The 13,321-nt window shown below is 47.9% G+C and carries 8 protein-coding genes; 2 read left to right on the forward strand and 6 right to left on the reverse strand.

What is annotated here, in order from left to right:
• Positions 1-60: 60 nt before the first annotated feature.
• Together AAKU64_RS13855 and AAKU64_RS13860 are read left to right on the forward strand one after the other, a co-directional pair.
• A complete protein-coding gene (locus AAKU64_RS13855; RefSeq protein WP_354362291.1) occupies positions 61-1,197 on the forward strand; it encodes a catalase family protein in 1,137 nt (378 codons plus the stop codon).
• 336 nt (positions 1,198-1,533) lie between these two features.
• On the forward strand, positions 1,534-2,817 hold the full coding sequence (locus tag AAKU64_RS13860; RefSeq protein ID WP_354362292.1) for an extracellular catalytic domain type 1 short-chain-length polyhydroxyalkanoate depolymerase: 1,284 nt from the start codon (positions 1,534-1,536) through the stop codon (positions 2,815-2,817).
• Between the two features lie 207 nt (positions 2,818-3,024).
• On the opposite strand, the gene AAKU64_RS13865 is transcribed toward AAKU64_RS13860, so the two are convergent.
• The 6 genes from AAKU64_RS13865 to AAKU64_RS13890 form a co-directional block, all read right to left on the reverse strand.
• Positions 3,025-4,803, reverse strand: coding sequence for an AI-2E family transporter (locus AAKU64_RS13865; RefSeq protein WP_354362298.1), 1,779 nt, complete (start codon positions 4,801-4,803; stop codon positions 3,025-3,027).
• Entirely contained in the window at positions 4,712-5,113 is a 402-nt protein-coding gene (locus tag AAKU64_RS13870; protein WP_354362293.1) for an AI-2E family transporter, read from the reverse strand. The genes AAKU64_RS13865 and AAKU64_RS13870 overlap by 92 nt, the downstream gene beginning before the upstream one ends.
• A gap of 297 nt (positions 5,114-5,410) precedes the next feature.
• Positions 5,411-6,721 carry a glycosyltransferase gene (locus AAKU64_RS13875; protein WP_354362294.1) on the reverse strand — a complete coding sequence of 437 codons (1,311 nt, stop codon included), beginning with the start codon at positions 6,719-6,721 and terminating at the stop codon, positions 5,411-5,413.
• 280 nt (positions 6,722-7,001) lie between these two features.
• A complete protein-coding gene (locus AAKU64_RS13880) occupies positions 7,002-10,085 on the reverse strand; it encodes an efflux RND transporter permease subunit (RefSeq protein ID WP_354362295.1) in 3,084 nt (1,027 codons plus the stop codon).
• Between the two features lie 11 nt (positions 10,086-10,096).
• Positions 10,097-11,224: an efflux RND transporter periplasmic adaptor subunit gene (locus AAKU64_RS13885; protein ID WP_354362296.1), complete on the reverse strand. Its 1,128-nt coding sequence runs from the start codon at positions 11,222-11,224 to the stop codon at positions 10,097-10,099.
• A 107-nt stretch (positions 11,225-11,331) separates the two neighbouring features.
• The gene (locus tag AAKU64_RS13890) at positions 11,332-12,897 is read right to left on the reverse strand and encodes an efflux transporter outer membrane subunit (RefSeq protein ID WP_354362297.1); all 1,566 of its coding nucleotides are present in this window, start codon (positions 12,895-12,897) and stop codon (positions 11,332-11,334) included.
• Positions 12,898-13,321 lie beyond the last annotated feature (424 nt).

A 13,321-nucleotide genomic window follows, 5' to 3' on the forward strand; every position in this document is an offset into this window, starting at 1 on the left:
TGTGTTTAGGCTTAAACCATAAACTCGGCACCCGACTTAACAACTACCGAAGGGTCAGCCATGCCATCTCTTATGCCACCGAATTTGCCACCAAATTTGCCACCAACGTCACCCCTGCCTTATAAATCAAGCTATGAAATGTCTGAAGAGGAAGAGGATGAAACACAAATCGGTTTGCTCAAAACGCTGCGACATATTTCGGACATCACCTACAAAGATTCAGGTCACGCGACCCGTAGTGTGCATGCAAAAAGTCATGGCTTATTACATGGGGAAATGTCGGTTGTAGACAATCTGGCGCCCGTACTGGCGCAAGGTATTTTTGCTACTCCCGGAACATGGCCGGTGGTCATCAGATTATCGACCATCCCAGGTGATGTACTGGACGATGCCGTATCCACACCACGCGGTATGGCAATTAAACTCATTGGGGTCAAGGGAGAGCGGCTGGCAGGTAGCGAGGAGGATGTTACTCAAGATTTTTTATTGGTCAACGGCAGCACTACTTTTGCAGCGCCACGAGCGAAAGAATTTTTGGGTAGCTTAAAATTACTAGCATCGACTACCGATAAAGCGCCAGGCTTAAAAAAGGTATTGTCCTCAGTATTACAAAGCACAGAAAAAGTGCTGGAAGCGGCCGGAGGCAAGAGCGGTACGATCATCGCCTTGGGCGGTCATCCAGAAACGCATATTTTAGGCGAAACGTTTTTTAGTCAGGTGCCGATTCTATTCGGCGACTACATGGCAAAATTTTCTGTCGTCCCGGTGTCTTCTGGTTTGGCGGAGCTGACTGGCGCAGTGGTCGATTTAAACGACAAACCGAATGGCTTGCGTGAGGCAGTAGTCGACTTCTTTGCGCACAACAATGCAGAATGGGAATTGCGTGTACAGCTTTGTACTGACATAGAAAAAATGCCGATTGAAGATGCCTCTGTGGCCTGGCCAGAAGAGCTCAGTCCTTACCTGACCGTTGCCCGCATATCGGTACCGTCCCAGGTCGCCTGGAGTGAAGGCCGCTCAAAAGCGATTGATGACGGCATGTCGTTTAGTCCGTGGCATGGCGTTGTTGCACACCGGCCTTTAGGTTCTATCATGCGACTCCGAAAAGCGGCGTATGAGATGTCGGCTAAATTCCGAGCAGAACATAATAGACTAGCCGTGACTGAGCCCAAAAATATGGATGATTCTCCGCTCTAGGTATGACGAAAGCAGAAACCATACGATACAACCAACAGACACCACCCAAATTTATATACGCCGGAAATTTTTTATGTACCGGTCTGACGAGAGCGCTTAGTGCACTATTGAGTCACGAAAAATAATAACGATGATATCGATAATGAATATTGTGATCATCGTTTTAATGGCTCCAGATTATTGGAGCCATGTTTATCTATTAGTTGTATAGTCGTGAAGACCCGCGATCTCGTTGATGTAGTGTTTGCTATCTTGGAAGTCCAGCTATCACATAGGCACCCTAGCGGTACCTGCAGAGAACATTAAAATCTCCCGCTAAATCAACAGAGAATTACCATGCGTAAAAACAAGAATTGGATTGCTCAATTAAAAACAATCACAACACTATTTCGCATCGCCAGCCCAAAGGGATTGAGTAAAATAATCATGCCCTTTAAACGTATTGTGCAGAAGCGATCTAAGAAATTATCGCCGTTCCAATTACCGACACTACCTACCATACCCCGAATACCCAAAACACCTGGCTTCAGTAACTTCGACATCAGTAAACCGGTCAAAGATTTACGTGAGAGTAATAGAATAAAAGTAGCCTCAACCTGGCCGTACAGCGAAGCGATGCCAACGGATCTTCCTGCCGAGGGAGAGTTTTTGACTAAGTCGTATGTTAAAGAAAGTCATGATCAGACACAGGGACAGGGTCAGACTCAAATTCACCCCCAGCTTGTGCCTCATATTCACTTTCATACTAAGTCGCGTCCCTCTCAAACTTACAAAATTTATATTCCCAGTAACAGCAATGATCAGCCGCTACCACTATTGATCATGCTGCATGGCTGCACCCAAAATCCAGACGACTTTGCAACGGGTACTGCAATGAATTTGCTTGCAGAGGAGCAGAAATTTATTGTCGCCTACCCGGCGCAAACTCAGTCTGCTAATGCGCAAAAATGCTGGAATTGGTTTAGGACCGACAACCAGTCACGCGGCAAAGGCGAGCCCTCCATTATCGCTGGAATTACTCAAGACATTATCCGTGACTACCCGGTAGATACGACGCGTGTGTATATTGCAGGCTTGTCTGCAGGCGGCGCAATGGCCGTTACTGTGGCAACACTTTATCCAGATATTTATGCCGCTGTTGGCGTCCATTCTGGATTGCCGTATGCATCGGCAAATAATGTTCCTTCTGCTTTATCCGCCATGCGCAATGGCAGCTCTCAGGCCAACTGCCAGCAACTAGATGAAGCAGCGCTGACGGCCATCCCGATGATTGTTTTTCACGGCGATCAGGATCACACAGTCAACGCCAGTAATGGTGAACACCTGATTCAACAAAATATCGCGGCCCAAAATATAGAAATCGATTCTGAGTCGCCTCAAAATATCTCAGTGCAAACAGGTAAAACTGATGGCGGTCATACCTACTCTACAACGTCTTATTACGATAGTGATGGCCACTCCGTAGCAGAACATTGGGTCATCCATGGCGCAGGTCATGCATGGTCGGGCGGCAATCCAGCTGGGAGTTATACCGATGCAAAAGGACCGGATGCATCGCGGGAAATGCTACGGTTTTTTTTGAGCCATCAATCTTTGCGACTAAGTCAGTACAAAAATTGAGTCTAAAAAGAACGCCCCTTAGCAATCACACTGCGCTGAGCATGTATTAATGATTGAGTCCGTCATGCCCACAAACCAAGTCAATAATATAGAGGAATAAGAACATACTCCCCCTAAAATATAAAAAAATCGCCGTGTGGACGAGCAAACATATGGACAACCTAAAATACCCGCCTGGAGTATTTATCCTACACAATAATCTACCTGCTACGCATCAAGCTCGCTGACGGTACTTGACACCGGCATCACCTCAAGGCAAGTTTGCAGCGTTTCCTGGTAAGACCTGACGATCTGATCTGCACCGGCAACTTGCTCCAAGACACCTTCGGTTTCATCAAACGGGTTAGCTAGCAAGACCGCTACGATTTTTACGTGGGGTAGTTGACTGCGTAATTTAGTGGCGGCGGATTCCAGATGTTGATGGCCTTTGATCGGATCAGTGCTGACGAAACAGACCATAGAAATGATGTCCGGGGTGGAATCCGGTGGCGGCGGCAATTCAAATTCCTCAATAGAGAAATGACGTGCGTCAATATGCTGCGCACGCAGAACTCTGACCAATATTTCTGCCGCCAGTACATCGGTATTGCTTAATCCTATGCTCAGCAAGATCGATCCGGCGGGCGCATTGATCGGCCCTTGCCACTGCCCGATCATCCGTTCGCGCTGGCTACGCAATTGCAGTCCTAGGCTAATTCCTTCTAATAAGGAATTGCGGGAATAATGCTTCCACCATTTTCGGTTCTCGCCCAACTCCTGGATCACGGACACAATGGCGTTACTGACTTTGACTTGCTCGACCTTGGTAATCGCTCTGTCAGTAAAATCCATTTTCGCTAAATGCAAGGCTGGGCCTAACACCGTGTCGCAGTAGGCGCTAAACGATTTGCGCTTTAAGAAGCGACGGGCGTTGGCGATGATTTCTTGTGCATCACCCGCTAAGGCGCGCTGGTAAAAATTTTCTGGCATGGTGAGTGCTGGTATCTCGCCCAACAATACTTCTAAAAAATTCAGCGAGCTGATATAGCGCCCGGCGACCACCATACAAAGCGTCAGCGGCGTGGATAACATTAAACCTACCGGACCCCATAACCAGCTCCAGAAAATCGCCGCGATCACGACAGACAATGGCGACAATCCGGTGGTGTGTCCGTACAGATGCGGCTCTATCAATTGGGAAATCACCAGCTCCACTACAAAAAACAGACTGATGGTCATCAGCGCCAGCGACCATCCTGGCGCGATTGCAGCGGCCAGCAAGGTCGCGCACACCGCAGCAATCCAAACGCCGACATACGGGATAAACCGCAAAATAGCGGCCATCGCACCCCATAGCAGGGCTTGCGAAAGTCCGATGACGCTCAGCCCTAACCAGATCAGCAAACCCACCGCAATATTCACCCCAAACTGGGATAAGAAAAAACGAGAAAGCCGTTCGCCAGCATCATTGACTGCAATGGTGGTCTCGCGCAAATCATGCTTGCCGATGAGCCGGATAAAACGATCCCGCAGGGCTTCGTGCTCAAGTAAGACGAATATCAGGACAACAAAGACAATACCGGTCGTTTCGATTGGTCCCCATATTGAGTTAAATATTTTTTCTATTAGCTGGAAGGGCTTTAAGGGTGGCGGGCGGACTTCGACCGGTATCGGCACAATGCTCTTAGTGGCGGTAGTCGTTTCTCCCGCATTTGTTCCGGCATTTGTTCCAGTATTCAGCCCAGTATTAGGCCCAGTATTCAGCCCAGTACTGACTGCACTACTAGCCACGGCGCTTGCTGCAGTATTGGCGGAACCACCTGCGGTGCTGTTTGCAGCCCTGTTGCCGCTGTGCTTAGGATTACTAGCGACCTTAGTCGGGGTATCTGCCGGAGCCACACTCTCTGGCGCGCTGCTAACTGGTTTTGAATAGTCCGATAAACCATCCATCACCCGGTCTGCCTGTCCGGTCAGTGCGTTCAGTTTGCCCAGCGTTAACTGATCCAGTGCGCGGAGTTTGCCACGGGATGGTCTCTTCATATTTTGGCAGGCTGGCACCCATTTGTATCACCTGCACGCCAATCAAAATACACAAAGTACTCAGCGCCAGCGTGAGCGTGACGACCGACACAATCACAGACGCCGCATGCCCAAAACCAATGTGTCGCATACGCCGGATAAGAGGCGCAATCAACAAACTTAAAATCACAGCCAATGTAATCGGGATCAGAAACTCTCTGCCAAAATACAGCATACCAAGCACAGTCGCCGCACCAACGAGTTTGGCTAACTTGTCCGGCGATGTTTTGGGGTTCATGAAATTAAGCAAGGTAGTTCCTGTCGGTGATCTGAATTAATGATCCAAATATGTGAACAAATTAAGCGAGGTAGGTACCCGAAAGATTGTACATGGCGATTCGCAAAAAATACGCGCTCCATGATTCTTTTGAGCAAAGATATAGCGATATAAATCGTGTTGGACGATTACAAATATCTAAGGACATAAACATATACTCCCCATAAATATTTATAAATATGCCCTATTGACCAATAATTGTATGGACAACCTAGATATACAGATAAGGAGTATATTTATTCGCCTTAAACTACTCGTCTAAGATTCAGTGACCAAACCGCTTGTAGAAGATGGCCGACTGATACAAGCCTCCAGCAATTTAACGGCCACTTCCACACCATTCTCCTGCGCCATTGCCCGAGCAATTACCGCTGCGCGGTTTGCCATATCTGGCGATGCCAACACCTTGGCAATAGAGGCTGCCAGACACTTTGCAGAAAGTCGCTTACGGATCAACTTTGGTCCGGCGACACCAAGTCGTTGTAGCTCTGTGCCCCAAAAAAATTGATCGGCGATGTGAGCAACTACCACCGATGGTCGCCCTGCGCGCAGGCTAGCCTGCGTGGTTCCAGAGCCGCCGTGATGGACGATCAAAGCGCAGCGCGGGAAGATAATTTGATGAGTAGAACGCTGTACCTTAAAGACATTTTCATTGCAATCAAACACCGACAAATCGTCCCAAGGCAGTTGGAATATAGCGCGGCAACCGACACGCTTAACCGCCTCATTCCAAAGCGCCACGGTCTGTTGGATGTAATTCAAATGATGAATCATCATGCTGCCAAAGCAGAAATAAACAGGTGGGTTTCCAGCAGCAATAAATTCTTCCAGCCCAGCCGGTGACGCAGCTTGTGGTAAACCTTTTGGTAAGTTGAGGAAGCCACAAACGCTGTGTGTGCCCTCCCAATCCGGTGGCACATGAAAAATGCTGGGGCTGACCGCAATCAGATTCAATCGCTCAGATACCCAGCTTTGTTGGATGACATCGGTATTGGGAACCAGATTTTCTCTCAGCCTGAGCGCGTTCACTCGCGGCAAAAAAATATGATTCAGAATAACGCGCACTATTTTCCATGCAAAGGGATAACTCCAAGCCCCAAAGTCAGGAAACCCTCCCGGGCACAGATGCGATGATGGCTGCAAGCTATGGACAAGATTGACCGTCACAATTGGTGTCGCTGATTTCTCCGCAGCGGCTCGTAAGGGATGCAAGAAAAAATGTCCCACCACCAAATCATTATTGGCACATAGCTCTTTTGCTGCAGCAAACATCTGCTCCATCACCGGATCAAATCCAAAACTCAGGATCATCTCGGTTTGCGTGATCAGATTGCGCGTACCAACCATTTTTCGCCAAAGCTGCTCCATCACTTCTGGCGACATTTCCTCGGTGCCAAGTACATTAATCAGCATAAATCCGAACTGCTCAGAATACTTGCTGTAATCCCGCCCCTCATTATCAGTCACCAGCAAAGTCACAACATGCCCAGCCTGCACTAAGCCTGCCGCCAATGCGATAAATGGCTGAACATCGCCTTCGCTACCCCATGTTTGTAAACCGATTTTCAATTGAGCGTCCGCTTTAAATTAAATCTGATTAATTGTTGTCAGGCACAAAACTAATACTAATCAGCTTATAGAAATCTAAGTGATGTAATAAAAAACCCACCTTGATTAAAAGGTGGGTTTTGCTTTACTTTCGTTCTTCGTGTCGCTATTGCTTTCGCTATTAATTGGCCTTTTTGCTTCGTTCTTTTTGACATCTGCTTAACTAGACAATTAACTGCAAAATTAACTACACAATTAAATGCACAAATATCAGATAAAACTAGCAGAGCAAACCCATTAGTTACACCAATTTTGGTACTGTATTGTCGTCGCGGTGGCTAGCATCCACTGGCTCTGCAGGCGTCTCAGCAACATGTTTTCCTGAGATCGCCAGATACATTGCAGGCACCACAAACAAGGTGAACAGTGTGCCGATGGAGAGTCCGGTAAAAATCACCAGACCCATCGCATGACGACCTGTTGCGCCTGCGCCGGACGCGATTACCAGAGGTAATACGCCGAACACCATCGCTGCTGTCGTCATCAGAATCGGGCGCAGACGTTCGCCTGCAGCTTCTTCAATCGCGTCACGTTTACTCAAGCCTTTTTTACGTAACTGATTCGCAAATTCAACGATCAAGATACCGTGCTTACTAATTAGTCCCATCAATGTGACCAAGCCAACTTGAGTATAAATATTGACCGACGAGAAGCCCCAGAAGATGAAAATCATCGCGCCAAATAAAGCCAATGGTACCGAGATCAAAATCACGATCGGATCGCGGAAGCTTTCAAACTGCGCCGCTAAGGCGAGGAAAACGATAATCACCGCGAATGCCATCGTCACCAGAAAACCGCCTGATTCGCTCTTAAACTGACGCGACTGACCAGCGTAATCCACGGTGTAGCCAGCCGGTGCAATCTCTTTGACTAAGCCACTCAGATAAGTCAATGCCTCATCTTGCGATACGCCTGCCACACCAGAGATGGTTGCCGAGTTTAATTGCTGAAACCGGTTAATCGCCTCTGGTACCACGCTGGTGGTGATGTGTGCCACCGTACTTGCCGGGATCATGCTACCGGTTGGTGTGCGGATATAAAAATCGAGCAAATTGTCTGGATTTAAACGGTCCACCTGCTGCACTTGCGGTATCACTTTGTAGGAGCGGCCAGCAATCGAGAAGTAATTTACATAACCACCACCTAAGGCAGCGCCCAACGCCTGGCCGACATCTTGTTGCGTCATCCCTAGCGCAGTAATTTTGTCGCGGTCAACTTCCAGAGTGGCTTGCGGTTTATCCAGTTTTAAATCGACGTCCATAAAATAAAACTTACCGGAGGTACGAGCTTTGTCCATCACTTGCTGAGCAACTGAATTTAAATTCTCAAAAGGCTCGGTCGTCGTAATCAAAAACTGAATCGGCAAACCGGATGAACCTGGCAATGCTGGAAATTGGAAGGCTGCGATTCTGGCACCGGCAATCTTGTTCCACTTTGCCTGCAGGTCTTGCTGGATTTGCTTGGCACTGCGACCGCGCGCGCTCCAGTCCTTAAGCAAGACACCACCAATACCTGCATTAGTCGTTGGCACACCCGTGATCTGGAACATCTGCTTATATTCCGGCATGTCATGCGCGACTTTAAATACCTGATCAGCATAGGTTTGCATCTGATCGGATGTAGCCGTTGGCGCACCGACGACTTGTGACAAGACAATACCCTGATCTTCTTCCGGCGCCAGTTCAGACTGCGACATCTTAAACATCAAGCCCAGGCATAAAATCAGAATCACGCTCATCACAATCAGCACAGGCCAAGTATTCAACAAGCTATGCAAAATACGTAAATATCGGCCGCGGACTCTTTCAAAATTGTGGTCAATCAATTTTGCGAATCGACCGTTGGTTTGCTCCATCTTGAAGAAGCGGGAGCACATCATTGGTGATAGCGTCAACGCCACCACACCGGACATGGCAACCGCGCCCGCCAAGGTAAAGGCAAACTCAGTAAACAAAGCACCAGTTAATCCACCCTGGAAACCGATAGGCACATACACTGCAATCAGTACCACGGTCATGGCTAAAATCGGAGAAGCTAATTCACGCGCAGCAAGTAGCGATGAGTCCATGATGGACTTACCTTCTTTCATGTGCCGATCAACGTTTTCAACCACAATAATCGCATCATCGACTACCAGGCCAATCGCCAGCACCAGCGCGAGTAAGGTCAGTAAATTGATGGAGTAGCCAAACATCAGCATCACAAAGAAAGTACCGATCAGTGACAGCGGCATCGCAATCACAGGCACCATCACCGCGCGGAAACTACCGAGGAACAAGTAGATTACTACCGTCACAATTAACAGCGCTTCTAACAACGTTTTGACTACTTCTTCTATCGAGGTGTTAATGAACTCGGTGGAGTCATACACGATTTGCCCGGTAAGGCCGGATGGAAGTTGCGATTGCACTCCCGGGAAGGCGGTACGAACGCGTTTTGCGACATCAAGGATGTTAGCTTCCGGCGCTACCTTGATACCGATAAATACCGAACGTACACCACTAAACGCGACGTTAAAGTCATAATTTTCTGACCCTAAAGTGACGGTAGCGACATCCTCCAGACGGACAATTGCGCCATTATTTTGCTTGATTGCTAGCTTTTTAAATTCTTCCACTGAGTGTAAATCCGTACCGGCGGTTAAAGGCACTGTCACCATCTGACCTTTGGATGCACCTAATGCGGTCAGATAATTATTGGAGGCTAAGGCAGTACTGACATCGGCAGCAGTAACGCTGAATGCCGCCATTTTTTGTGCGTCCAGCCAGGCACGCAGGGCAAATTGACGGGCACCTAACAGCTCTGCAGTTTGTACGCCTTCAATCGAATCTAACTTTGGTTTAACAACGCGTATCAAAAAATCGGTCACGTTATTAGTTGGCAAGGTATCGCTATAAAAGCCCATGTACATCGCATCAGTCGTCTGACCAGTTTGCACGGTCAAGACTGGTTGCTGTGCTTGCGCAGGTAACTGGTTTTTAACCGAATTAACCTGGGTGCTGATTTCAGTCAAAGCCCGATTCGCATCGTAGTTAAGACGCAAGGTTGCGGTAATTGTCGATACGCCGCTGGAGCTGGAGGAGGATAGATAATCAATGCCCTGCGCCTGCGCAATAGCGGACTCTAATGGCTGTGTAATAAAGCCAGCGATAGTCTGTGCGTCAGCACCAAAGTAAGTCGTCGAGATCGTAACGACTGCATTTTGAGTATGCGGATATTGGTTGACTGGTAAGCTAAACAAGGACCGCATGCCGAGTACTACAATCAGCAAACTCACGACGGTGGCGAGTACCGGACGCTTGATAAAAATGTCGGTAAATTTCATCTTGACTCCTCTTAGTGTTCTTGCGGAGTTGGATTTGGACTATTCTTTGGCTGTACGGAATTATCGATCAGCACTGGTGTGCCGTTCTTCAATTTAAGCTGTCCGCTGGTGACGACCATTTGTCCGACTTCTATCCCTTTTAATACAGCGACCTGATCACCACGAGTAGCGCCGGTCGTCACGAATACTTGTTGGGCGACTTTAGCGACCTCACCTTTTTCATCTTTTTTGTCGCTATCTTTAATTACAAATACAGTGGAGCCGTAAGGATTGTAGGTAATCGCTGTTTGCGGCAACGTGATAAATTTATTTTTGTCGCCGACATCAATTGCCACATTGCCAAACATGCCCGGCAAGAGCAATTGTTTTTGATTATTCAAGGTTGCTTCTACCTGAACATTGCGGGTTGCTACATCGATTTTTGGATTGATAGAAGAGATTTGTCCTTGAAAATCCTGACCGGGGAAAGCATCACTCAAGAGCTTAAGACTTTGCCCAACTTTCAGCGAGGCGATTTGTTTTTGCGGCACAAAGAAGTCCACAAAAATAGGATCAATCGTCTGCAAGCTAACTAACTTATCACCAGGATTAACGAACTGACCCGGATTCACGGTGCTGATCCCCAGGCGACCTGCGAATGGAGCACGGATAGTTTTTTTCTCGACGTTGGCAGCTTGTTGGGCGACCAAAGCACGTTTGCTTTTTAAGTCGGCCATATCAGAATCAACTTGTGCCTGACTGACACCCTCTGCTGCCAGTTGGGCCTGATCGCGCTTGAGGACAGTGGCAGATAATTCTGCTGAGGCTTCCAGAGAGCGCAGTTGTGCAATATCGGAATCTGCGTTGAGCTGTATCAAGATGTCGTTATGCTTTACATTTTGACCGGACTTAAATTTTACGTCGCGTACCAGACCAGCGATTTCGGAGCTGATGTCGACGCCACGATAAGCTGTGACTGTTCCGACGGAAGAAATCTGCGGCTGCCACTCTAAGGTTTCTGCTTTTATGGCGCTCACGGTTTGCGCGCCCGCCTTAGGTGCACTGGCAATTAATTGTTTAATTTGTAGATACTTGCCAAACGCCAGACCGACGATCAACAACACCACACAGCCGAGCATGAGAAACATACGCTTTGTCATGAATACTTCCTCTTTAATATACTAATCCGGTCACGAATACGATTAAGAAGCGTGACTCAATTCATATCACTTCAATACATCTCATTAAAATTCGAGAACTACAAGATTTATTCTGTGCTTGCCGCTTTATTGTCGGTAATAGCGGCACCGGTAGCGCTGGAAATATCCGTCAACGCCGGACGATTCCACCAGCCACCACCCATAGACTGAAATAAAGCCGCCGTATCCGCATACCGGTTTGCCTGTGCCTGAATCAGACTGACACGCGCTGTTTGATAAGTTCGCTTGGCATCGAGCAAGGTCAGAGAACTAACGCTACCCAATTTGTACTGTTTGGTCGTCAAGTCCAAGGTTTCTTTGGCGATGGATTCAACATCTGCTTGCTGCTTTAAAGTTTGCGCATCGAACTCTAAAGCGCGCAAACTATCCGCCACATTTTGGAAAGCCGATAACACCGTAGACCGATATTGTGCGGCCGCCTGGTCGTAAGATGCCACTGCGGCACGACGCTTAGCTGACAGGGAGCCGGCATTAAAAATTGGTGCCGTCAGACCGCCAGCCAGACTCCAGAAACTCATATTTTCGCTGAACAGATTATTGGTTTTAGTCGATGCAAAACCGTAACTACCGGTGAGAGAAAATTGTGGATACTGATTGGCCGTTGCAACACCGATTTGGGCGCTGGCTTGATGTAATAAGCTTTCAGCAGCGCGAATATCTGGACGTTGGCGCACCAATGCGGAAGGAATAGATACCGGCAACTCTTGCGGCAATTGCAATGCGTCCAGATTGAATTCAGGCAAGCCCGGATCACTAGGTAAGCGCCCCGCATACACCGCCAATTGATTCCGCGTTTGCTCTAAGGATTTTTGCAGGCCAGGCAAACTGGCACGCGTCTGAGCAACCAGATTACGCTGAGACAAAAACGACGCTTTGGCGATCGCACCGACTTTAAATTGCTGCTCAATCACTTCCAGCTGCCTGGACTGCGCATCGAGTATCTCTTGCGTCGCTTGTAACTGCGCCCGATAAGACGCTTCGCGTATCGCGGTGGTGACCAGATTGGATGTGAGTGTCAGATACGCTGCCTCGACCTCATAACGCTGATAATCAATACCTGCTTGCAGACCTTCTAGTCCGCGCTTATTCGCACCAAATACGTCCACTGTATAGGACACGTTGACGGAGGCATTGTATAAATTAAAGATGGTGCCGCCCGGAATGCCTGTAGATACCGCCGAGGCATGTTCGCGCTCACCATTGAGGCTACCAGTCACAGTAGGAAATTGGCTTGATCCATACTGGGCATTGTAGTTCTCTTGTGCTTGTCGCAATGCCGCCTGGGCAGATGCCAGCGTAGGGCTCTTTGTTAAAGCGTCGCGGATTAATTTGTCCAGTGCTTCAGAGCGGAATACTTGCCACCAGGCTGCTGGAATATCCTGCACGCTCACTAAGGTTTGTGACGTCCCTGCATTACCTGCAGATGCCTCGGTCTGGCTAGCTGTGGGCGATGGGGTATACGAATAATTCTCTGATTTGACCGGTGCTGCTGGCGCAGTAAAGTTAGGGCCAACTGCGCATCCGCTGATGAGTAAGCTGAGAGCGATGGTTCCGCCAGCGCCACGAGCCAATGATTGCAGAGAAACCTGTTTGCAGATCCTTGTTTTTTTCAATTTCCACACTCCCGAATACGCGAATAGTTTGGCAATAATATTACTGACTTTGTAGTCATCTATAGATATTACCTGATTACTCGGTAAGTGTTTTGGATAATTAGTAAAGCTAGGTAAATATTAGCAGTGTGACTAAAGTAGGTAAAAATAATCTCAAATAGTTTAAATCATCAGTTCATCATTCATAGCTATATTAATGAAAAAAATGCGGTAAGGTAGCAGCGAGCTGACGATAAGCTAATGACGAGTAATCTATGAGCTTATACGAAGCGAAATATATACTCCCATATGTATATAAAATCAGTCCATATATTAAATGAACAAAAAGCCAGGCGGATTCAGCTACGAAGAGCAACGGGAGGTAAGTTTTAGTGGGAGTATATCCAAATTATAAAAAACCTCAAACGGCGTTCGATAGCCGAGG

Origin of the sequence: Undibacterium sp. GrIS 1.8, assembly GCF_040544445.1 — a bacterium.
Classification (GTDB): domain Bacteria; phylum Pseudomonadota; class Gammaproteobacteria; order Burkholderiales; family Burkholderiaceae_D; genus Undibacterium.